23 protein-coding genes are annotated in these 22,448 nt (G+C 67.6%); 5 read left to right on the top strand and 18 right to left on the bottom strand.

Annotated elements, in window-relative coordinates; translation table 11 throughout:
- Window positions 1-200: 200 nt before the first annotated feature.
- The 3 genes from U4Y91_RS09210 to U4Y91_RS09200 all read right to left on the bottom strand — a co-directional run bounded on the left by U4Y91_RS09210 (window position 201) and on the right by U4Y91_RS09200 (window position 1,955).
- Window positions 201-842, bottom strand: a complete 642-nt coding sequence (locus U4Y91_RS09210) for an NAD(P)-dependent oxidoreductase (protein WP_321804808.1) — start codon at window positions 840-842, stop codon at window positions 201-203.
- Between the two features lie 138 nt (window positions 843-980).
- Window positions 981-1,436, bottom strand: coding sequence for an Rrf2 family transcriptional regulator (locus U4Y91_RS09205; RefSeq protein WP_321804807.1), 456 nt, complete (start codon window positions 1,434-1,436; stop codon window positions 981-983).
- 90 nt (window positions 1,437-1,526) lie between these two features.
- Window positions 1,527-1,955, bottom strand: coding sequence for a hypothetical protein (locus U4Y91_RS09200; RefSeq protein ID WP_321804806.1), 429 nt, complete (start codon window positions 1,953-1,955; stop codon window positions 1,527-1,529).
- A gap of 194 nt (window positions 1,956-2,149) precedes the next feature.
- Here U4Y91_RS09200 and U4Y91_RS09195 point away from each other — a divergent pair, with 194 nt between their 5' ends.
- From U4Y91_RS09195 to U4Y91_RS09185, 3 genes are all read left to right on the top strand, one after another.
- Window positions 2,150-2,485: a hypothetical protein gene (locus tag U4Y91_RS09195; protein WP_321804805.1), complete on the top strand. Its 336-nt coding sequence runs from the start codon at window positions 2,150-2,152 to the stop codon at window positions 2,483-2,485.
- Window positions 2,486-2,738: 253 nt separating this feature from the next.
- Window positions 2,739-3,932, top strand: a complete 1,194-nt coding sequence (locus U4Y91_RS09190) for an ammonium transporter (protein WP_321804804.1) — start codon at window positions 2,739-2,741, stop codon at window positions 3,930-3,932.
- Between the two features lie 190 nt (window positions 3,933-4,122).
- Entirely contained in the window at window positions 4,123-6,081 is a 1,959-nt protein-coding gene (locus U4Y91_RS09185) for a PhoX family protein (RefSeq protein ID WP_321804803.1), read from the top strand.
- Window positions 6,082-6,268: 187 nt separating this feature from the next.
- On the opposite strand, the gene U4Y91_RS09180 is transcribed toward U4Y91_RS09185, so the two are convergent.
- The 13 genes from U4Y91_RS09180 to U4Y91_RS09120 form a co-directional block, all read right to left on the bottom strand.
- A complete protein-coding gene (locus U4Y91_RS09180; protein WP_321804802.1) occupies window positions 6,269-6,883 on the bottom strand; it encodes a type II secretion system protein in 615 nt (204 codons plus the stop codon).
- Window positions 6,880-7,350 carry a type II secretion system protein gene (locus tag U4Y91_RS09175; protein WP_321804801.1) on the bottom strand — a complete coding sequence of 157 codons (471 nt, stop codon included), beginning with the start codon at window positions 7,348-7,350 and terminating at the stop codon, window positions 6,880-6,882. The genes U4Y91_RS09180 and U4Y91_RS09175 overlap by 4 nt, the downstream gene beginning before the upstream one ends.
- Window positions 7,351-7,359: 9 nt before the next feature.
- Entirely contained in the window at window positions 7,360-7,884 is a 525-nt protein-coding gene (locus U4Y91_RS09170) for a type II secretion system protein (RefSeq protein WP_321805077.1), read from the bottom strand.
- Window positions 7,885-7,914: 30 nt separating this feature from the next.
- Window positions 7,915-10,257: a type IV pilus secretin PilQ gene (locus tag U4Y91_RS09165; protein WP_321804800.1), complete on the bottom strand. Its 2,343-nt coding sequence runs from the start codon at window positions 10,255-10,257 to the stop codon at window positions 7,915-7,917.
- Window positions 10,258-10,878: a hypothetical protein gene (locus U4Y91_RS09160; protein WP_321804799.1), complete on the bottom strand. Its 621-nt coding sequence runs from the start codon at window positions 10,876-10,878 to the stop codon at window positions 10,258-10,260.
- A gap of 11 nt (window positions 10,879-10,889) precedes the next feature.
- The gene (locus tag U4Y91_RS09155; RefSeq protein WP_321804798.1) at window positions 10,890-11,456 is read right to left on the bottom strand and encodes a hypothetical protein; all 567 of its coding nucleotides are present in this window, start codon (window positions 11,454-11,456) and stop codon (window positions 10,890-10,892) included.
- Window positions 11,453-11,983: a membrane protein gene (locus U4Y91_RS09150; RefSeq protein ID WP_044849141.1), complete on the bottom strand. Its 531-nt coding sequence runs from the start codon at window positions 11,981-11,983 to the stop codon at window positions 11,453-11,455. Before U4Y91_RS09150 ends, U4Y91_RS09155 begins: the two co-directional genes overlap by 4 nt.
- Window positions 11,980-12,846 carry a hypothetical protein gene (locus tag U4Y91_RS09145; RefSeq protein WP_321804797.1) on the bottom strand — a complete coding sequence of 289 codons (867 nt, stop codon included), beginning with the start codon at window positions 12,844-12,846 and terminating at the stop codon, window positions 11,980-11,982. The genes U4Y91_RS09150 and U4Y91_RS09145 overlap by 4 nt, the downstream gene beginning before the upstream one ends.
- Window positions 12,827-14,545: a GspE/PulE family protein gene (locus tag U4Y91_RS09140; RefSeq protein WP_321804796.1), complete on the bottom strand. Its 1,719-nt coding sequence runs from the start codon at window positions 14,543-14,545 to the stop codon at window positions 12,827-12,829. The genes U4Y91_RS09145 and U4Y91_RS09140 overlap by 20 nt, the downstream gene beginning before the upstream one ends.
- A gap of 18 nt (window positions 14,546-14,563) precedes the next feature.
- Window positions 14,564-15,766, bottom strand: coding sequence for a type II secretion system F family protein (locus tag U4Y91_RS09135; RefSeq protein ID WP_321804795.1), 1,203 nt, complete (start codon window positions 15,764-15,766; stop codon window positions 14,564-14,566).
- Window positions 15,767-15,822: 56 nt separating this feature from the next.
- Complete coding sequence (gspG, locus tag U4Y91_RS09130; RefSeq protein WP_321805076.1) at window positions 15,823-16,239, bottom strand: type II secretion system major pseudopilin GspG; 417 nt, start codon at window positions 16,237-16,239, stop codon at window positions 15,823-15,825.
- A gap of 216 nt (window positions 16,240-16,455) precedes the next feature.
- Entirely contained in the window at window positions 16,456-17,130 is a 675-nt protein-coding gene (locus U4Y91_RS09125; protein WP_321804794.1) for a response regulator transcription factor, read from the bottom strand.
- Window positions 17,131-17,154: 24 nt separating this feature from the next.
- Window positions 17,155-17,805: an SCO family protein gene (locus tag U4Y91_RS09120; RefSeq protein WP_321805075.1), complete on the bottom strand. Its 651-nt coding sequence runs from the start codon at window positions 17,803-17,805 to the stop codon at window positions 17,155-17,157.
- 697 nt (window positions 17,806-18,502) lie between these two features.
- Here U4Y91_RS09120 and U4Y91_RS09115 point away from each other — a divergent pair.
- Window positions 18,503-19,621 carry an ATP-binding protein gene (locus U4Y91_RS09115; protein ID WP_321804793.1) on the top strand — a complete coding sequence of 373 codons (1,119 nt, stop codon included), beginning with the start codon at window positions 18,503-18,505 and terminating at the stop codon, window positions 19,619-19,621.
- A 13-nt stretch (window positions 19,622-19,634) separates the two neighbouring features.
- Here the strand turns inward: U4Y91_RS09115 and U4Y91_RS09110 are convergent, their stop codons facing one another.
- Complete coding sequence (locus tag U4Y91_RS09110; RefSeq protein WP_321805074.1) at window positions 19,635-20,414, bottom strand: response regulator transcription factor; 780 nt, start codon at window positions 20,412-20,414, stop codon at window positions 19,635-19,637.
- Between the two features lie 532 nt (window positions 20,415-20,946).
- On the opposite strand from U4Y91_RS09110, the gene U4Y91_RS09105 reads away from it, so the two are divergent.
- Complete coding sequence (locus U4Y91_RS09105) at window positions 20,947-21,585, top strand: lytic transglycosylase domain-containing protein (RefSeq protein WP_321805073.1); 639 nt, start codon at window positions 20,947-20,949, stop codon at window positions 21,583-21,585.
- Between the two features lie 157 nt (window positions 21,586-21,742).
- Here U4Y91_RS09105 and U4Y91_RS09100 read toward each other — a convergent pair whose 3' ends face one another.
- Entirely contained in the window at window positions 21,743-22,252 is a 510-nt protein-coding gene (locus tag U4Y91_RS09100) for a DUF1269 domain-containing protein (RefSeq protein WP_321804792.1), read from the bottom strand.
- Window positions 22,253-22,448 lie beyond the last annotated feature (196 nt).

The raw sequence follows: 22,448 nt of genomic DNA, 5'->3' as shown, positions 1-22,448 counted from the left end.
GATAAATACCAATCAGGCAGGGAAGGATCCGCGTCGCGCACGATCGCGTACGCATCGGTCCATGAATCATCGGCACCCGGACGAAACGGGCGATTCCACCCGTCGGGATGGAATCGCCCGTAGTCACTGCGGCTGCGCTGCGTGCCGCGCGCCGCTCACGGCGAATGCGGCACTTACGCGCCGCCTCGCCACGATGCCGCTCAATACGCGACGGTCGCGATCTCGCGCACGAAGCTGTCTTGCTCGAGCGCATCGACGAACGCGACCGCGTAGTCTTCCGCCGAGATCTTGCTATTGCCCTGTGCGTCCACGATCAGCTTGCCGACGCCCGTGCGGAACGTGCCCGTGCGCTCGCCCGGCGCGATCAGGGCGGCCGGCGCGAAGAACGTCCAGTCGAGATCGCCGACCGTCTTCAGATAGTCGAGCGCATCGCGGTGCGCGAGCGCGACCGCCTTGTACGCGTCCGGGAAACCTTCGGTGTCGACCAGTTGCTTGCCCGGCGCGACCTCGAGCGACCCGGCGCCACCCACCACCACGAGCCGCTTCAGGCCCGCCTGGCGCGTGCTTTCCACCAGCGCCTTCGCTGCGGCGACGACCTTGGCGGGATCGTCCTGTTTCGGGCTGTACGCGCTGGCGACGACGTCGTGGCCCGGCAGCGCGGCCGCGATGCTGGCCGCATCGAACAGGTCGACCGCCTTCGCGGTGATGCCGTCGCCGGCCGCCCCCGCATGGCGCGACAGCGCGGTCACGCGATGGCCGCGGCGCGCGGCTTCCGCGGCAATGCGCGAGCCGATCATCCCGGTGGCGCCAAACAGTGCGATGTTCAAGGAACGTTGCGTCATGTCGATTCTCCAGAAATAAATAAGTAACTACAGCAATTACATATAAGACCGAAAAAAAACGGAGCCGCACTCCGTCGCGCCGGGCGCCGCGCATATGCGCCACCCGGCCTCCTGCCCTGCCTCATCCGTTGCCTGCGCTCAGCCGCTCGCGCTCCCCGCCGGCCGGCCGCGCTGCTCCGATTCGAGCACGTCGGCCGTGACGTCCGCGAGCGTGCGCGTGGCAAGCGATGCTTCCATCGCGCGCTGCGCGTCGCCGATATAGTCGATCAGCACGCCCTGGATGTGCCGCCCGACGAGACACGCAGGATTCGGCGCCTCGCGGTGCAGCGCGAACAGCTGCGCATCGTCGACCGCGCGATACACGTCGAGCAGCGTGATCTCGCCCGGCTCGCGCGCCAGCAGCGCCCCGCCGCCCGCGCCGAGCTGCGACGTGGTCAGCCCCGCGGCCGCCAGCATCGACAACAGACGCCGAATCAGCGCCGGATTCGTGTTCACGCTGCCCGCGATGATGTCGGACGACAGCGGCGCGCCTTCCTGCATCGACAGCAAGGCGAGCACGTGAACGGCAAACGCGAACCGGCTGCTGGTATTCATTCCTCACTCACTCGGCGACGCCGGCCCGAACGGCAGCCGGCGACAATGTGTAACCACTATAATTACATTTCACGGATTGCGCAAGGCCCGCTACTCGCCGCTGGCCGGCTTCGCACCCGACGCGTTCTGCTGACTCCACTGCTGGAGCTTCTTGCCGGCCTCCGCGATCTTCGCGCCGGCTTCCGATGCCGCGTGCGCGACGACCGCGGAAGCGGCCGCATCGATCTGCGCCTGCGCGGCGGACGCGAGGCCGCTCGCGGACAGCGGCGGCACGGCCGATGCCGCGCTCGCGATGCCGGCCTTCGCGGCATTGATCTGCTGGTTGACGGTGCTCGCCACCTGGTCGAGCGCCTTGGCCGCGTTGTTCGCGGCATCGGCGGCCGCGCTCGCGGCCGTATCGGGGTGCGTGGCCGGCGTGCCGGACTTCTCGCAGCCTGCGAGCAACAACGCCGCGCCGACGGCCGCGGCCGCCAGCATGGACCCGGGCATGCGACGCGCCCGCGAAGTCTTCATCTTCATCAGCAATCTCCGGCCGTGCGCCGCACGGCCTGCATGGTTGGACCGGTGTCGATGATACCGCCTCCGCAACAGGGCCAATGCCGACTCCCGATTAAAAATGCCTTTCAATTTCGGACTTGTCTGATTCAATCGCACGCGCGCCGACACTAAATTGGGCAGACTCCAATCCGCTCCACCCGCGTTCCGCTTCCTTCATGGCTTTCCTCATCGACTGGTTCATCACGCTGGCTGCCGTGCTTGCCGCCACCCTGTTCCTGTGTCTTCGCGCCCCCTCCGCGACACGCCTGCGTGACGCCGGGCGCCCGCGCCGCGTCGCGTGCGCCCGGCTGCTCGCGCAGGCGGTGATCGGCTTCTGGACGGCCGCGCTGATCGTCCAGCAAGGCATCCTCGGCCCCGACGGCGACGACCCGTCGCGCGCGGGCCTCGCCGCGCTGTCGTTCGCGGCGCTCGGGCTCTCGACCGTCGCCGCCTACTGGTCCGCCAGCGCGTGGCGGCTGCGGCGCCCGCGCGCGCTGTTCGCGCGCCGCTGACGCGCCAGACCGGTGCATCGCGGCGCACCACGCCGCACCGCGGCGCGCATCGCACGCACCAGTTGCGCACGCATCGCACCACGTGCGTGCATCCGTCATGACATCCGCGCCACACGCGGCCTGCCCCGTCATCGTGCAGGCATCACCGGAATGCCGCACCAAACGGCGCTTCGCACCAATTGCACGCAGCCGTTCACCAAGTTGGCTCGATACTTGCGTTCCTCGCCCGTTTTTTGCGCAAGGAAGCCACGGCATGGATGGTCTGAAATCCGGCGTCGATACACTGTTCCTGTTGATCGGCGCCGTCATGGTGCTCGCGATGCACGCGGGCTTCGCATTTCTCGAGCTCGGCACGGTCCGCAAGAAGAACCAGGTCAACGCGCTCGTGAAGATCCTGGTCGACTTCTCGGTGTCGACGCTCGCGTACTTCCTCATCGGCTATACGATCGCGTATGGCGTCGAGTTCTTCGACGACATCGGCACGCTGTCGCAGCACAACGGCTACGCGCTCGTGCGCTTCTTCTTCCTGCTGACGTTCGCGGCGGCCATCCCCGCGATCGTGTCCGGCGGCATCGCGGAGCGCGCGAAATTCAATCCGCAGCTCGTCGCGACGCTGATCATCGTCGGCTTCATCTATCCGTTCTTCGAAGGGATCGCATGGAACGAGCGCTTCGGCGTGCAAGCCTGGCTCACGCATGCATTCGGCGCGCCGTTCCACGATTTCGCGGGCTCGGTCGTCGTGCACGCATTCGGCGGCTGGGTCGCGCTGCCGGCCGTGCTGCTGCTCGGCGCCCGCCACGGCCGCTATGCGAAGGACGGCCGGATCGCCGCGCATCCGCCGTCGAACATCCCGTTCCTCGCGCTCGGCGCGTGGGTGCTCGCGGTCGGCTGGTTCGGCTTCAACGTGATGAGCGCGCAGACGCTCGACAAGATCAGCGGCCTCGTCGCCGTGAACTCGCTGATGGCGATGGTCGGCGGCACGCTCGCCGCGTGGATGGCCGGCCGCAACGATCCGGGCTTCACGTACAACGGCCCGCTCGCGGGCCTCGTCGCCGTCTGCGCGGGCTCCGACGTGATGCACCCGATCGGCGCGCTCGTCACGGGTGCCGCGGCCGGCGCACTGTTCGTCGCGATGTTCACCTGCGTGCAGAACAAGTGGCGCATCGACGACGTGCTCGGCGTGTGGCCGCTGCACGGGATGTGCGGCGCGCTCGGCGGCCTCGCGGCCGGCGTGTTCGGGCAACCCGCGTTCGGCGGCCTCGGCGGCGTGTCGTTCGTGTCGCAGCTGATCGGCACGCTCGGCGGCATCGCGATCGCCACCGCGGGCGGCACGCTCGTGTACGGCGCGCTGAAGGCGACCGTCGGGCTGCGCCTCGATCGCGAAGCCGAATTCGACGGTGCCGACCTGTCGATCCACCGCATCTCGGCGACGCCCGAGCGCGACTGAGCGCAAACGCTTGCGACCGGCGTCCGGCAGCCCGCCTGACGGACGCCCGACACATCATTACGTTTTCGATTCAAAAAACTTTCATCTAGCGTCCCTACACTTCGGTCCAGTTTTCAACTTGCCTTCGCCTTGCTTGCTGATCGCCTGCTGCGCGAAGGCCATTCTTCCAATATCTGAAACTGGACTCCACATGCCCGCGTTGCCCAATGCTTCCCGTCGTCAGGCCCTGAAGATCCTCGCCGGCGCGCCCATGCTGCCCCTCTCCGGCCTCGCGCTGCCGGCCCTGCTGACCGGCTGCGGCGGCGACGACAATCCGGTGGCGGCGACGCCGGCCGCCGCGTACACGTCGGCGGCATTCTCGGCGATGGCCGCGCCCACGCTCGACAACGCGGCCGCGATGGCCACGACGACGGTCGGCTCGACGCTGTCGGTGTCGTTCTCGGACGGCTCGTCGCGCAACTTCAAGCTCGCGTACCGGCCGTTCTTCGTGACGGGCGACATGGTGCCGGACGGCAAGGGTGGCACGACGCTCGCGGGCGGCTATTACGACATCAACAACCAGCCGATCATCGACCGCTCGGTGGCGGGCAAGGAGCGCCAGTTCTACTCGGACTGCCCGGACGGCAGCTCGCTGCTGACGCTGAAGAACGCCAGCGTCGCCGGCGTGAAGGGCAACACGGTCTTCGCGGTCGTGCAGTTCGAATACACGACGCGCGACCAGGCAAGCGCGTCGCAGTACGGCCAGCTGCCGTCGCCGATCGCGGTGATCACGCTCGACCAGGATCCGTCCAACGGCGCGCTGAAGGTCGTCAAGTATCACAACGTCGACACGTCGAAGGCGCACGGCCTGTGGATCACGTGCGGCGCGAGCCTGTCGCCGTGGGGCACGCACCTGTCGAGCGAGGAATACGAGCCGGACGCGACGAAGGCCGCGACCGACGCGCAGTTCAAGGCATTCAGCCGGAACACGTTCGGCGACGAAACGAAGGCGAACCCCTACCACTACGGCCACCTGCCCGAGATCACGGTGAACCCGGACGGCACCGGCACGGTGAAGAAGCACTACTGCCTCGGCCGCATCTCGCACGAGCTGATCCAGGTGATGCCGGACCAGCGCACCGTGATGATGGGTGACGACGCCACCAACGGCGGCCTGTTCATGTTCGTCGCCGACAAGGCGGCCGACCTGTCGGCCGGCACGCTGTACGTCGCGAAGTGGACGCAGACGTCGTCCGCCGGCGCGGGCAGCGCGACGCTCACGTGGATCAGGATCGGCCACGCGACGAGCAGCGAGATCGAGACGCTCGCGAACACGCTGAAGGCGTCGGACATCATGGACCTGACGACGACCGACCCGAACGACGCGAGCTACACGAAGATCCACTTCGGCGGCAAGTTCAACTGGATGCGCGTGAAACCCGGGATGGAAAAAGCGGCCGCGTTCCTCGAGACGCACCGCTACGCGGCGCTGATCGGCGGCAGCATGGCGTTCACGAAGCTCGAAGGCACGACGGTCAACGCGAAGGACAAGATCGTCTACACGGCGATGTCGCGGATCGAGACGTCGATGGTCAACGGCAATGCGGTGTCGCGCGACGTCGCGGTGGACAAGAAGATCTCCGCGGGCGCCGTCTACGCGCTGAACCTGAAGGCCGGCCAGCGCGACAAGTCGGGCAGCGCGATCGACAGCGAGTGGGTGCCGGTCGACATGGGCGCGCCGGCCGCGCTCGTCGGCGAGGACCTCGCCGCGGCCGATGCGCTCGGCAACCTCGCGAACCCGGACAAGATCGCGAACCCCGACAACCTGAAGTTCTCCGAGAAGCTGCGCACGCTCTTCATCGGCGAAGACTCGGGCATGCACGTGAACAACTTCCTGTGGGCGTACAACGTCGACACGAAATCGCTCGCGCGCGTGCTGTCGTGCCCGGCCGGCGCCGAATCGACCGGCCTGCACGCGGTCGACGAGATCAACGGCTGGACCTACGTGATGAGCAACTTCCAGCACGTGGGCGACTGGGAGACGCCGCTGCACGACAAGGTCAAGGCGACGCTCGACCCGCTGGTGCGCGCGAACTACAAGGACCGCTTCGGCGCGAGCGTCGGCTACCTGACGGCCGAGCCGACCAGCATCAAGCTCGCGAAGGCCTGAGCCTCCGGCCGGGCGTCCTTGGCCGGGCGCCCCTAACCGGGCGCCCCTAACCGGGCGTCCCTGGCCGGGCGTCCCTTTCTTCATCACGTTTCATTCGTCGGCGCTCCACGCCGTTTTACGCGCGATGCCCGTTGCGGGCATCGCGCTTTTTTGCGTGCGGCCTGTATCGCGTGGCGCCGAACCCGCGTCAACGCAGGCCGGCCGGCATCTTTCCGGGCAGCGAGCCGCCCGGAAAACCGGACAGGCTCGGCACACTGGCCGGCCGCGCCGGCGCCGCCGGCGACGCTTCGTCAGCCGATGCGGCCATACCCGGTGCGAGGTAAAGAAACTTCCATTGCCGATAGGTTTCGACGCCCTCGAACTCCCTGTATCGATCCGGAAATCCCGCGCGCTTGATCGGCGCGCCATCCGAGCTGCTGGATACGCCGTAGAATCGGTCGGCCCGCCACAGGAACGACCAGTCGTTCTTGCCGCTGACCGGATCCGGATACGCGCGGCGCAGATGATGCATGGGCGTGGCAAAGCGCGTATCGTCCAGCAGGTCGTCGACCGTTTGCGGATATACGCGCCCGACACGGTAGTACGCGACGATGGCCCTGCGGTACTGATCGCCGACGAACAGCAGTTGCCGCTCCTGTTCGCGGCGCCGCTGCAGCGACCAGACATCCAGCGCGCCGGCCAGCGCGATCGACATCAGCATCAGCGCGATCAGCAGCGCGAGCAGCACGAGCCCGCGCTGCCGCCCGCCGCGCAGGCGGGCATGCATCGCACGCGCGCGCGCGGCCCGCCCGGACCGGCTCATTTCACCGCTCCGGCCACGCCCGCCGTTCCCGCCGTTCCCGCCGTTCCCGCCGTTCCCGCCGTTCCCGCCGTTCCCGCCGCTCCCACCGTTCCCGCCACGCCCGGCGGCACGCCTTGCACACTGCTCGCGGGCCCCACATCGTAGACGCCCGGCCTGGTCTCGTCCGGCGATGCGATCGTCGCCCATTTGTCGTCGCCATTCACCGGATCGACCGGAACCGCACGCAAATAGTGCTTCGCGACCAGTTCGTCGAGCGTGTCGGGGTATTGCCCGTTGTCACCGTAATACTGGTCGATCGCATTGCGCATCACCGCGAGGTTCTGCCGCCGCACCTGTTCCTTCCCGCGCTCGATGCTGTGCATGTAGCGCGGCACGGCCAAGGTCAGAAGCAGCCCGATGATGGCCATCACGACCACGATTTCGATCAGCGTAAAGCCGCGGATCCTGCGCATGCGAGCGGGTTTCATGATGAACCGTCACCATTGTTTGTACGGAATGCCGTTGATGCCGACACGAGCGGATTTCGAGGTCACGTCGAACACGTCCTTGCCGGGCTCCATGCCGGCAGGGGCCGCGTCGGCCGCCGGGTCCGGCGGCGTGCCGTACGCGCGCACATCCCAGGTGTCCTCGGCCGGCGTATCGGGATCGCCGGCGAAGAACGGATCGCGCGGCACCCGGCGCAGGAACATCATCATGCCGCCCTTCGGGTCGCGGACGTTCTTCACGCCCGTCACGAGCACGGCCAGCGACGGCGGATAGCCGGACGCTTCCGCCTCCTTTTCGATCTGCCCCGCATCGCTCGCATCCTTGAACGCATCGAGCGCCGTGCGAATCTCGCGCAACGCGGCACTCAGCTCCTGCTCCTTCTGACGCTGCACGATCAGTTCGGAGAACGGCATGATCGCGAGCGCGAGGATCGACACGAGCGCGAGCGTGATGACCATCTCGATCAACGTGAAGCCGCGCCGGCCGATGCGACCGACGCGGCCGACTCGGCCAATGCGAGGCGCTGCGTGGCGGGCGGTCACGGCTCACTTCCCGATCGGGCGAAGCGGGTTTTCGTTCGGGATATCGCCCGCCGGCATCTGCAGCGTCGGAGCGGGCGCCGCCGGCGCGGCGGCCGGCGCATTGGCCGCCGCGGCCGCCTGCTCGGCCGGTGCCGGCGACGCAACCGGCGTCACGGTGGTGCCCGGCGCGGGCGCCACTTCATTGCCCGCCGGCGCGGCCGCCTGCGCCGCGCCGCCAGCCGGCTGCTCCGCCGCGGCGGCCCCGGGGGCCGGCGCGGGCAATCCCGGCTGGGACCTCGAGAACCGCCCGCCGTACGGGTCGGGCGGCGGCGTCGTGCGCGGTGCGGCCGGCATCCGTCCGAACGCGCCGCTCGCCGGCGACGGCTGCTCACGGTTCGCCGCGGCCTCCAGCGGTGACGGCGCCGCGCCGCCCGACGTCCCGCCGCCCACGCTGCCCGGAACGACCTTCGCCTCCGGCGCCGCGGGGGCCTTCGCCTCCGGCGCCGCGAGTGCCTTCGCTTCCGGCGCCGCGGGCGCCTCCGCGTTCAGCGCCACCGGGTCGAGTCGCAGCTGGTCGGCGTGCACGTTGACGTCGGTGCCCGACCACACTTCCTGCGTGTCCGCATCCGCCGCAACCTGCGGCCGGACGATATGCGGCGTGATCTGCAGCACGATCTCGGTCTTCTTGTGATCGCCGCCGTGATCCGAGAACAGGCGGCCGAGCACCGGCAACTGGCCAAGACCCGGCACCTTGTTCGCGTTGCGGCGGTCCTCGTCCGAAATCAGGCCGCCCATGATCTGCGTTTCGCCGTCCCGAAGCCGCAGGCTGGTCGACGCACTGCGCGTGCCGATCTGATACGCGAGCGAACTCAGCCCCTGCGAGTTGCCGCTCGAGATCGTGTTGGTGATGTTGCTGACTTCGAGATTCAGCTTGATGCCGACGTCGCCGTCGCGATAAACCTGCGGCTCGACCTCGAGCTTGATGCCCACGTCGAGGTACTGGATCATCTGCGTAAATGACGGGCCGCTGGTGCTCGGCGTGCTCGAGCTCGAAATCACCGGCACCTTGTCGCCGATCATGATGCGCGCCTTCTCCTTGTTGCGCGCGCGGATGCGCGGGCTCGCGAGCAGGTTCGCGTCGGTATCGGTCAGCTTGAAGTCCGCGGTGGCCGACAGGCCGCTGACGGTCAGCGCATTGGCCGGCAGATGGTGCAGCACCCCCCAGGTATTGGCCGAGCTCGGCGTCGACACCGTAAACGAGTTGGGCCAGTTGATGCCCAGTTGCGACATCCGGTCGTGCGATACCTCCAGCACCTCGACCTCGAGCATCACCTCCGGCTCCGGCAAGTCCTGGGCGGTGATCATTTCCTCGGCGACCTTGATCGTGTCTGGCGTGCCGCGGATCGTCACCGTGTTCGCGCGCTCGTCGATCACGGCCTCCTTCACCTTCAGCAGGCTCTTCAGCAGCGACTGGATCTGCTTCGCATCGACGTTCGACAGCTGGAACGTGCGCACCTTGAGCTCCTGGTATTCGAGCTCCTTGGCCGGCGTCGCCGGGTAGATGAACAGCGTGTTCGCATTCATCTGCTTCTTGTCGAGCTGGTTCTGCAACAGGATCATGTCGACCGTGTCCTGCAGCGACGCGTTCTGCACGAAGATCGTCGTCTTCAGGTCGGCGCGCACGTCGCGATCGAAAATGACGTTCAGCCCGGACGTCCTCGACAAGGCCTCGAACACCATCCGCACGTTCGCGTCGCGGAACTGCAGCGACACCGGCGTGCGCATGATCGACGACGCCGCGAGCTTGTCGTCGCGCTCCGCGTGTTGCTGGCGGCGCTTTTCATCGAGTTCCGCCTGCATCCGCATCGCCATCGCATTGGCCGGATCCTCGACCAGCACGCGATGCACGCGTTCGGCGGCCTGCGCGTACGAACCGCGCTTCATCATGCGGTCCGCTTCCTGCAGGATCGCGAGATGCTTGCGGTCCTGGTCGATCATCGTGCCGATCCGGCGCGCGCGCTCGCTGGTCGGATCGAGCTGCTTCGCCATGTTGACGGAGCGCGCCGCGTCGTCGAATTCGTTCTGCTGGCGAAACGTGTCCGCGTTGTCGAGCAGCTGGTCGACCGCGTCGTTGCGCTCGTGCACGGCGTCGATCTTCACCTGCGCGTTGGTCGGATCGTCCTGAAGGTTCGGCACATGCGCGCAGCCGCCGCACGCGAGCAGCGCCACGGCGATCGCCAGCGCGCGTTTCGTCGCGCAGCGGGCCGCCGGTGCGGGTCGCGCATCGGCCGGGGTGACGGAGCAAAGGCGTGTCGACGGGCCGCCGTCCCCGTTGCGGCGCGCATCCCGTGTCAGTACGGTTTCCATTTACTTTCCTTCCACTGAAATGGGCACCATCTGGATCTGGTTCAGCGGCAGATAGGTGAGCACCACGTTCGCCTCGGACACCGACTCGACGCGATACTGGCTGTCGATCACATCGCCCGGCGAAACGATCAGCAACTGGTCTCCGTTGCCGAGAAACACTTGCGGCTTCGCCGACTTGGCATCCTGCTGGCCGAGATAAACGAACGGCACCGGCGGCGCGGTCGGCGGCGCCGGACGCGCTTCGGGCGGCGGCGGCTCGACGGGCGGCGGCGGCAGCCATGACGACGCCGTGAAGGGATCGTGTGCAGCTTCGACGGACACGGGCGCACGCAATGCGGCGAGCTGTTCCCGCGCGGTCGCCGCCGCGTCATGCGGCGCGGGTACGTCATGCGACGCGGGCAACGACGCGGGCGCAGGCGCCGCGGCATGCGAGGCCGCCGCAAGGCCTGCGCGTGCGCGTGCCGGCGCGGGCGCCGCGCGCGCACCGTCGCGATGGACGATGCCGCTTGCAGCAGCCGGTGCCGGCTGCTGCATCGCCGCCACCAGCACGCGATATCCGGTACCGGCGACGACGAGGCAGCCCAGCACGAGCACGAGTCGATTGCGCGAAGCGGGTTTCATGACGGCGGAGATCATGGCTGGGCGCTCCGATAGACGAGTTCGAAACGAACCCGCGCGTCGAGAATGCTGCTGCCCACCGCCGGACGCTCGACGTGGATTTCCTGCAGCGCCGCGTTCGGCACGTGGTTCAGCACCGATGCGAGAAAATGCCGGATCGCGCCGTACTGATCCTTCACGGGCAGCAGCACCTGGTAGCGCGTGAAGCGCGCCCCCGACTCGGTCGTCATCTGGTACTCGGCGGACCCGAGCGCCAGATGGCTGTCGCGCGCCTGCTCGAAGATCGACGCGATGTCGTCCGCGCTTTGCGAAAAGCGCGGAAAGAGCGCCGGCAACGTGTCGAGCGTCGTCGCGTCCGCCGCCGTGCCGCGCACGTCGGCCGGACGCTGGCCGCGTGCGGCGCGCACCACGCCGGCCGGCGCCTGCATCGCGCGCGTGTCGGCCTCCACGCCGGCGATCGCCGCATACGTGATGCCCGCGGCACCGAGCATCAGGATCCCGGCGAGCCCCGGCAGACCGAATGCACGCCGCCACGCGAACCGAAGCGTGAGCAGGCGGTCCGCGAAACGATCGGCTTTCATGATTTCCTCCAGACGGCCGTGATCTGGAAACGCACCGGCTTTCCCGCCACGTTCTCCTCGACGAGGTGGCCGTTGAGCGTCGCCTCGCGCAGCACGTCGCTCGTCTGCAAGTACTTCAGGTACGCGATCATCGCGTCCGGGTCCTTCGCTTCGGCCGTGATGCGAATCTGGCCCTGTGCCGGGTTCTGGTCGATGCCGATCAGTGCGACGTCATGGCCCGGATAGTCTTCGACGATCGAGAAGAGCGTCTGCCATGGCACGGTCAGTTCGCGCAGCACGGCCTGGCTCTGCTTTTCCGCGAGCCGCGCGGCCGCGGTCGGCGGCGGCTTCACGACGTGTTGCTGCGCGAACGTGCGATGCTGGACGAGCGCCAGCGCGTCCCGGATGCGATCGTTCTCCGCATACGCGTGCCAGAGCCGGACGGCGCACGCGCCCCACAGCAGCGCGGCGACGCCGAGCAGGATCGCGCCACTCACGCCGATGCGGGCGCGGCGCCGGCAAAAATCGATGTCGAGCGTGCGGCTCATGATGCGTACTCCAGCAACCGGCGCGCAGGCGAACCGTCGAGCGCCGCGCGGCTCGGCAGCACGGCCGCGGCAAAACGCGCCTCGAACGGCGCGGCATCCGTGTCGACGCCGGACAGATAGACCTTGCAGTCGTCGCGCGTCAGGCCCGTGCGCGTCGCCGAGCGCTCGAACAGCTGCTCGGCGAGTTCGGCAAGCCTCGACGCATCGCCGGACTCGCCCGGAAAGAGGCGCTGCGCGTCGTACGCGGTCCACTCGCCGCGCTCGATCATGACCGCCTGCAGCAACGCCTCGCCGACGACGAGCAGCATCGCGTCGCCGTCCGGCTTCACCGCGACCCGATCGAGCGTCTCCGGAAGCCCCGCGCGAAGGCAGCGAATGCGGACGTCGCCGGCTGCGCCCGTCCCGAGAATGCCGTCGTACAGCGTGCGCGGCAGCGCGCTGGCAAAGAGCACACGGCCGCCACGCCGCACGTCGAAGCGCGTGACCAGCGACTCGGCGGCGACCCCGTAGGTGTCGGAGAAATGCGCGAGCGCGATGTCCTCGAGCGCGCGCGCGTGCAGCGCGCGGAAGTCGCCGCGCAGGATCGCATGGCAACACCAGAAATCGTCGAGCACGATGTGCGCGCCGCGCGCGGGCGGCCGCTTCGCGTTGCCGTCGCTGCCGGCCGTCGCGGCCAGCGCGGCACCCAGCGCGTCGAGCACCCCCGTCTCGCTTCCGAACTGTTCGTCGGGGATGACGACGCTGAGCGGATCGGCGGCGAACCCGCGCCGGCCCGGCCGCCACAGTGCGCGCGGGCGGATGCCGACGACGATCTCGCGCGTGCCGACGCCGACCGCAAGCCGATCATTCGACCATGGTGACACGATTGATCTCCTCGAGCGTCGTTTCGCCGCGCCTCACCAGGTCGATGGCCGATGCGCGCAACGTCGTCATGCCGTAGCGCAGCGCCGCCGCCTTGATGTGCCCGAGCGGCGCGCGCTCCGACAGCAGTTGCCGCAGTTCGTCGTTCATGCGCAGCGCCTCCGCGATCGCGCGCCGGCCGCGATAGCCGCTGCCGCGGCACATCGCGCACCCGGTACCGCGGCGAAACAGGTAGCTGCCGGCCGTGTCCGGGTCGATGCCCGAGCGGGCGAGCGCATCCGCGTCGACCGTGTCCTCGTCCAGGCAGTCCGGACAGCACTGGCGCAGCAGCCGCTGCGCGATCACGCCGTTCAGCGCCGATACGAAGCTGTACGGATCGACCTCCATGTTCGTGAACCGGCCGATCACGTCGAACACGTTGTTCGCATGCACGGTGGTGAACACCTGGTGGCCGGTCAGCGCGGCCTGCACGGCGATCTGCGCGGTTTCGGGATCGCGGATTTCGCCGACCATGATCTTGTCCGGATCGTGCCGCAGGATCGACCGCAAGCCGCGCGCGAACGTCAGGCCCTTCGCCTCGTTGACCGGAATCTGCAGGATCTCGCCCAGCTGGTATTCGACCGGATCCTCGATCGTCACGATCTTCTCGAGCCCGTTGTTGATTTCGGTGAGGATTGCGTAAAGCGTCGTGGTCTTGCCGCTGCCGGTGGGGCCCGTGACGAGCAGCATGCCGTACGGCATCGACGCGACCGACCGCATGAAGCGCGTGTCGGCGGGCTGGAACCCCAGCGCCTCGAGCGTCAGGCCGCCCGACGCCTGGGACAGCTGGTAGCGGTCGAGAATCCGCAACACCGCGTCCTCGCCGAACTGGTTCGGCATGATCGATACGCGAAAATCGATCTCGCGTCCGGCGTACATCGCCTTGAAGCGCCCGTCCTGCGGAATGCGGCGCTCCGCGATATCGAGCTCGGAGATCACCTTCACGCGCGACAGCACCTGGTCCGCGACGTCGCGGCCCTCGACGCGCCCCACCACCGTCAGCACGCCATCGACCCGGCACTTGATCATCAAGCCGTTCGCCCGGCATTCGAGGTGGATGTCGCTCGCCAGCATCTTGAGCGCGTCGTAGATCGTCGAATTGAGCAGACGCACCACCGGGCTGTCGTCGCTGCTGATGCCCTGCAGCGTCAAGGCGAGCGACGCCGGATCGGGCGCACTCTGGATCGGATCGTCGAACGCGAGCGAATCCATCGCGCGGATGTCCTTCTCGCGCACGGCGAGATAGGCGCCCAGGTCGCCCGCGCTCGCGAGCGCCCATCCGTATGCCAGCGCCGGGTGCGCACGCATCCGGTGCTCGATCCAGCCGCGCGTGCGGGCATCGAGCGGATCGGCGATCGCGAACAGCAGCGCGCCGCAATCGGGATCGCGCAGGCACACGCAAAGGCGCGCCGTTGCCTCGACGAACGGCACCAGCTCGAAATCCGGCGTCAGGCGGTTCAGTTCGCGCATGCCGATCGGCTTCATCCGGAATTGCGACGCGAGCCGCTCGCGCATCGCGTCCGCGCCCAGCGCCGTCTGCGCCGTCAATGCCTCGAGCGCGCGCAGGCCCGAACCGTGCCGTTCGCCGAGCGTGCGCAGCAGGTCGCGCAGATCGGCGTCCGCGTCGGGCGGGTTGTCGGGGGAGGATGTGAGGGTGTCCACGCGCGTCTCCAGGACTGCCTACTGAATGCTCGACGCGATCTCGAAGATCGGCATGTACATCAACACGACGATGCCGCCGATCACCACGCCGATCACGATCATCATCGCGGGTTCGATCAGGCGTGAAATCAGGTCGATCGTGCGCGACACCTGCGCTTCCTGAAACGCGGCGATCCGGTCGAGGACGGGCCCGAGCCCGCCGGTCTTCTCGGCCACCGTCAGCAGGCGGTAGCCGATCGCATTGGCGAGACCGGCCTGCTGGAACGCCTCGGACATCTTCGCGCCGTTGCGGACCTGCTGCAGCGCGCGCGCAAGCGCAGCCTGGTCCGCGCGGCCGACCAGGCCGCGGGCGAGATCGAACGCGCGAATGGCGGGAATGCCGCCGTCGACCAGCATCGCCGTCGTGCGATAGAACTGCGACTGGCGAAACACGCGGAAGTGTTGCCCGATGCCGGGCAGCGCCAGCAGCCGATCCGCGAGCCAGATGCGCAGTGCCGGCCGCCGCAGCGCGACACTGGCGGCCACCGCCAGCACCGTGAGGCCGCCGGCCAGCTCGGTGCCGTGCGCGTGCACCATGCCGCCCCACGCCATCAGCAGCCGCGACATCAGCGGCAGCTCGCGCCCGCTGTGTTCGAGCAGCGTCGCGAAGCGCGGCACCACGAAGCCGAGCAGGAACAGCACGACGGCCGCACCGACGAACAGCAGCACCGTCGGGTAGATCGCCGCCGACACGACCCGCGCGCGCAACTCGCGCAGCGTCGCGCTGTTGAGCGAATAGCGCGTCAGGCTGTCGGCCAGGCCGCCGGTCTGCTCGCTCGCCTTCACGCACGCCACCAGCACCGGCGGAAAGATCGGGCTCGCGTGCTCGAGCGCCGCCGACAGCGACTGCCCTTCCTCGAGCTGCCGCAGCAGATCGCGGCACACCTGTGCGGACGCCTCGCGCCGCGCGTTGCCGCCGAGCGTGCGCAGCGCGTCGACGAGGCCGACACCCGCATCGAGCAGCGCCGCCAGCTCGCGAGCGAACATGTCGACGTCGAACCGCGCACGCGGCATGCCGAGCCGGTTCGCGCCGCGCCGCTGCCGCCCGGCGTCCGTGCTGACCGATACGACGCGAAGGCCCCGCGCACGCGCGAGCGAGGCCGCGCCCGCCGGCGAATCGCTGTCGATGCGAAGCGTCTGCACCGAGCCGCTCGTATCGAATACATGCAGCACGAATTTCACGTCGAATCTCCTTGCGAACTGCCCACGACGCGCGCCGCGGCCGTAGCCACGCGCCCCTACCACGACGAGATCGTCACGTTCTCGCCGGTACCGCCGCCGTGTCCGTCCTTGCCGAGCGAGAACAGGTCGTAGTCGCCGTGCTCGCCCGGTGAGCGATACTGATAGGGCCGGTCCCACGGATCCGCCGGGACGGCCTTCTGCAGATAGGGACCGCTCCACCGCGACGCGCTTTGCGGCTTGTTCACGAGCGCATCCAGCCCTTCCTCGGTCGTCGGATAGGTACCGACGTCGAGCCGGTATTGGTCCAGCGCCTGGCCGAGCGACACGATCTGCGCACGCGCGATCTTGACGTTGGACTTGCCGACCTGTTCGAAATACCGTGGCGCCACGAGCCCTGCCAGCAACCCGATGATGACCATCACGACCAGCAGCTCGAGCAGCGTGAAGCCGCGACTCGCACACGCGCGGCACACGCGTCGTTCGTCACGCTGCCGCCGGCCCGGCGCGCCGGCCGGGATCGAGAACGATTCGTGGCTCACGGCTGCCTCCCTGTATCGACCCGCGGCACCGGCGCCGCCGATGCCGTTGATTGCATTCTTGTTCACGCCGGTACGGGTCAGAAGTAGGGAGTGCCGTCCATCCCCATGGGTAAATCCCCCCCTGTTGGGCCCTGCCCCAATGGAGGGGGTTTACACACGGTCGTCGTCGTTCAGCGCGAGCACACCGACGTCGATCGCGAAGTGAACGAGGCCGGTCAGGTTCACGACGCCGAGCTTGCGCATGAGATTGGCGCGGTGCTTGTCCACCGTTTTCGGACTGACCTTCAGGCACTCGCCGACCTGCCGGCTCGTGTGCCCCTCGACGACGAGGCGCAACACCGTGCGCTCGCGATTCGTCAGCGCATTCCACAAGCGCGCCCTGTGCGCGTTCGCGTCGTGCAGCCCGTGCAGGCCGGCGCGGGCGCGATAGGCGTCGAGGCTGACCACGCACTTGCCCTGCATCACGAAGCGCATCTCGCGCACCAGGTCGGCGAACGGCGAATCCTTGACCACGTAGCCGTCCGCGCCGGCGGCAAACGCTTCCCTGACGTTGTCTTCGCTGCGATGGACCGTGAGGACGATGATCCGCGCATGCGGCACGTCGCGCTTGATCGTCGCGATCGCTTCGAATCCGCTGCCGCCCGGCATGGACAGATCCATCAGGATCAGGTCGGGCCGCGTCTTCTCGGCGAGACGGCAGGCCTCGACCCCGTCGCTCGCCGCGCCGACGATGCAGTAGTCGGCCAGCTCGGAAACCAGGTGACTCAGGCCGACTCGCAACAGATGCTGATCCTCGACGATCAGCACACGGTGCTTGTTGTCCAATTTCGACGCTCCTCTCAGAGACGCCTAGTTGGACGCGACGACGTCGCGATAGGCCGCGAGCAGCTCGGTCGGCGTCGCGAAGCCGTCGATACGCAGCCACGGCTGGCCCGGCGCGGCCCGCACGAACGTCACCGGCGTGTGGTTCATCTTGTCGCCGCGATACACGTTGAACGCGCGTTGCGCGGCGACGCTCGCATCGACGGTACCGGTGTAGTGCTGCCATTCAGGGCCGGCTTCGAAGCGTGCCGCGTAGGTCCTGAGCCGCTCGGGCGTGTCCGCCTCCGGATCGATCGAGATCGACATGATGTGCACCTTGTCGCGGTCGGCGCCAAGTTCGCCCTGCAGCTGCTCGAGCGTCTGGCTGATCATCGGGCAGATGGTCGTGCAACTGGTGTAGATGAATGTCAGGATCACCGGCCGGCCGTCGTCCAGTTCCTTGACCAGCGAGACGGTCCGGCCGTCGTCGCGCACGAGCTGGACCGACGGCTCGGCATACTGGACCATCGTGTGCACGGTGCCCGGCATCACGGCGTGATGATGCATGTGCATGCCGGCGGCTTCGGTCGCGCCGTCGGTCATCTTCGAGGCGGCCTTGTCCGCCGGTTTTGCGGCGGGTGCGGCCGGCGCGGGCGCGGCGGGGCTACCGTTGGCGGGCTCCGCGGCGGGCTGCGTCATGGGCTCGGTAGCGGGCTCCGTCGCCTGCTCCGCGGCAGGCTGCATCGCGGGCTCGGTGGCCGGCTCCATCGCCTGCTCCGCGGCGGGCTGCATCGCGGGTTCGGTAGCGGGCTCCATCGCCTGCTCCGCGGCGGGCTGCATCGCGGGCTCGGTGGCGGGTTCCATCGCGTGCTCCGCGGCGTGCGTCGCCGCGCTGTCGGCGGCGTTTCCGACGGAATCTTCGCCACCGTTCTGCATGGTCATTCCCGTCATACTCTCGACGGCATCCGGCGCGGCATTCTGCGTGACGCTCGTGTTCGCGGCGGCGTTTTCCGCGGCCGCGCCGCCGGCGTTCTCGATCGCGCTGCCATCGGGCGCACACCACGCGGGCGTCGCGGCAAGCGCAACGCCCGCGACCACGAGTGCGCCCATCGTCGATCTTCCGATCCTGTTCATACCAGCCTCCCTGAGACGCGCCCAGGCAGCGGACAATTCCGTGCCCCGCCACTGAAGTGTCATGAATCTGGTCGCGAGCGTCATGGGATGACGCCCCCCAAAGGCCGGTAGGACATGCCCGCTTGGCGGGATTTCCCGTTGCATACGGAAGGTATTTCCCTATGACGTACGCGCGAAATCCCCATGTTGCGGGCCGAGTCGGTCACGTCCTAGAATGATCGAAACCTTACGGTTTCCTGAAAACTGCGCTTCGGGAGCTACCATGACTGAACGCCAGCCCGAAGGGCCACGGATCAGGCTGCTCGATCTGATCGATGCGATGCGCAAGCTGCGCAGTGCGCTGCGTACCGATGATCGCCGCAGCGCTGTCGTCACCGATGCGCGTGGAGCGGCGCTCGCCATTCTCGCCGACGACGGCACCTTCGTATCGGTCAATCGCAGTGCCGCGGCGCTGTTCGGCTATACGGCCGCCGAACTCGTCAGCCGGCATCTGTCCGACCTGGCGCCCGACGACGCCCACGCCGAGCTGGCGAGCGAGCTGTCCACGAGCGCCGCCCTTCAGCATCATGCGTTCACTGCGATGCTCAGCGGGCGAAGCGGCCATCCCGCGCGATTCGTCGTACATCAGCAGGCACTTCCCGACACACACCTGTCGCTGACGCTGTTCGAGGAACCGTCGACGCCCGAGCCCGAACGGCGTGGCGCCGCGGCGAACGATGCGGGCGTGCATGCCTGCAACACCTATCTCCTGATGGGCCAGCAGAAGGAACGGCATCGGCTTGCCGCGGAATTGCACGACGGGCTCGGCCAGGCGCTGACGCTCATCAAGCTGATGAACGAGGACGCGCTCATGCGCATTCGCCGCGGCGAGATCGCCGACGCGACGACGCTGCTCGACGACGCCGTGTTGCGCATCCGCGAGACGATCGGCGAAGTCCGCCAGATCTGCGGCGAACTGAGGCCGCCGATACTCGACAAGCTCGGACTGCCGGCCGCGCTCGTTTCGCTGTGCCGGCGCATCGAGCGCGACGCGGACCCGCTGGCAGTGGAGTTCAATTGCGACGTCGACGACGACGACATACCGGATCATCTGAAGGCCGACATGTTCAGAGTCGCGCAGGAAGCACTCCACAACATCGTCAAGCATGCACAGGCCACCGAGATCGTGCTCAGCCTGCAACGCGATGCGGGCGGCCTGCTGCTGACGATCGACGACAACGGCGTCGGCTACGAGCGTCGCCCGCTTTCGACGGACGACGCGCGCGCGGCGGGACTCGGCCTGATCGGCATGCAGCACCGCATCGAGGCGCACGGCGGCACGTTTGCGATCCAGTCGTCCGCCACGACGGGTACGCGCGTCTCGGCAACCTGGCCGCTCTGATGCGCAGCCGCGCTCAGTGCTTCGCGCCGCCCGCCGGATAGTCGTCCAGCCGCGCGACAGCGCCTGCCGCCTGCACGCCGTCGGCGACTGCGTGCGTCGACACCTCGTCCACGTTCGGCTCCGCGCATTTCGCCGCGAGTGTCGTCAACAGACCCATGTTCATCGCGACGAGCACCAGCTCCGTCAGATTCGCGAGATGGAGCTTGTGCATCATGCTCGCCCGATACTTCTCGATCGTCTTCGGGCTCAGGTTCAGGTACTGACCGACCTGCCGGTTGGTGCGTCCTTCCGCGATCAGTTTCAGCACGCTGCGTTCGCGTGCGGTCAGGATGTCCCAGGCCTTTTTCGGCGCAGGCATTTCGCGACCGCTGACGAACGAGTCGACCATGTAGCCGTACACGTCGGCACTCAGGTGCTTCTTCCCCTGCATGACCATGCGCATCGCGAGCAGCAATTCGTCAAACGAAACGTCCTTGAGCACGTAGCCGTCGACACCCGCGCGCAGCGCCTCGCGCACGTATTCTTCGCTCTGGTGCACCGTGAGCGCGACGATCCGGACGGCCGGCGTTCGACGCTTGATCGTCGCGCTCGCATCGATGCCGTTCATCCCGCGCATCGATAGATCCATCAGAATCAGATCCGGCGCGAGCGTCATTGCCTGGTGGCATGCCTCCTTGCCGTCCCGCGCTTCGCCGACGACTTCGTAATCGCCTTGTGCGCAAAGCATCGACCGGAGCCCGTTTCTCAGCAGATCGTGATCTTCTGCAATTATCAATCGATATTTAGTATTCACGACTTCCCCCAAGTGTTCCCGCGCTTGCACCCCCGTTGGACATCGATGCCTCGGTTGCACGGTGCCGGACGCCCTTTCTGATGATTTTCTCGGTCCGGTCTGGTGGCCGCCTCGCGAGCGATTGGCCACGCTCCTCGTTCGAGCAAGGATCGCGCCACCGCGCCGCGCGCGAGCGCCCGCGCCAGGCATGCAGCTGCGGAAGCGTCGCGCAATGACGGGAATGTTTCAGGCGTGAATCGTTTCGGTGTTGTGCGTCGCATCCGTAAGACTACGGATGGCGGGACTATCCGATCGCTTTCGCCGCGCGGGAAATGATTTCTTCTGCAACCACGGTTGCATCGAGCAGAAAACAACTGTCCCGCGTAAGGATCGTCAACTTCATCGGATTACCGAATCCTACCGGTGATTACTTGTGTAACAGTTTTGCAGCGCCACCGCGGCGGCGTCTCTTCCGGCCTCGAATTGTAGGAGGATGCCCCATTGTCGATGCGAACACCCGGCCACGAAAATGCAGATGCAGGAGGCCAGAAAGATGCGCTGCCACCCTTCGTCCGGATTACGAAAGACCATCATCGTCGCCGCATGCGCGGGAATCGGCTCGGCATGGTCGTGCGCCGCTCACGCGCAGATATTCGGCATGGTGGCGAAGAATGGCGTCATCGTCCTGACCAACGTGCCCAGCACGGTCAATCTGAAAGTGATCGTCGCGGCCGCGAGGCCGGCCGCCCGGCCGGCCGCATTCACGACGAAGCGTGTCGCGCCGAAACACGTCGTCGCGTCGTCGTTCGAGGACGTGATCGCCGAAGCGAGCCGGTCGTTCAATGTTCCGCCCGAACTCCTTCGCGCCGTGATCGACGTCGAATCGGGATACAACCCGAAGGCGGTATCGGACAAAGGCGCGCTCGGGCTCATGCAACTGATGCCGGAAACGGCCCGGCGCTTCTCGGGCGGCGACATGTTCGATCCGCGCAACAACGTGCTGACCGGCGCACGGTATCTGCGCTTCCTGCTCAACCTGTTCAAGGAAAACGTCGAACTCACGCTCGCTGCGTACAACGCCGGAGAGAATGCCGTGATTCGGGCCGGGTATCGTATCCCGGCGATGCCGCAGACGCGCGAGTACGTGCCGCGCGTGCTCGCGCGCTACAAGCGGCTGCTCGCCGCGAATTGAAAAACGCTGAAAAACGCGCAACACGCGCGACCCGCGGCAGCCTGCGCGCGGCAACGCTGCCGGCATCGCGCGCACGGCGCGTTGCCCGGCGCCATGAAGCGATGGCGTCCGGCAACGTGTAGCGCTGTCGCGGCCGGCGTTCGGCCGGCCCCGCCGCTCATGGAAATGCCGGGATGGTCGGATCCTCTCCCTGCAGATGCGCATCCGTATGGTGAAGCCTGATCGCGTCTTCGATCTCGTGAACGCGGTCGGTCGGCACGTCGATCATCATCAGCAGCTCGCCATGCTCGATACCCTCCTCGAAACGCTTCAGGCGCGTGCTCGGCATGTCGATGCCGATCATCGTCGCCACCCATGCGCCGAAGGCCGCGCCGAACAGCGTGATCGCCACGACGATCCCGCCGCCGATCGGCAACCCCGCGGGCTGGACCACCAGCAGGATCAGCCCCATCAGCATGCCGGTCGCGAAGCCGACCGCGGTGCCGCGCGCGAGCGACGGCAGCAGGTCGCTGCGTTGCACCAGCGTGGCTTCCGGCAAGTCGTCGCGCCAGACATCGTGATTCGCGAGGCAATGGATATGTCGCCACTCGATTCGCAGCGACAGCAGCTCGCCGACGATCGACCGCGCGCATTGCGCCGTCGGCAACAGAAAATAGACGCGTCTCATGGCAGCTCCTCCTGCGTCGCATCCGGAATGCGGCGATGCTCGTTCGGACATTCTGGTCCGGCACGCCCGCGGCGGGTAGGGGTAATGCTCGCCGAAGTGCATGGGTAGAACACGGTAGGCAACGCCGCGCATGCCTCAGAGTTGCCCGTAGCTGTGCAGCCCGGACAGGAACATGTTGACGCCGAGGAACGCGAAC

It is taken from the genome of Burkholderia sp. BCC1993 (assembly GCF_905339865.1).
Taxonomy (GTDB): domain Bacteria; phylum Pseudomonadota; class Gammaproteobacteria; order Burkholderiales; family Burkholderiaceae; genus Burkholderia.
This window is presented reverse-complemented; position numbering and strand designations above follow the sequence as displayed.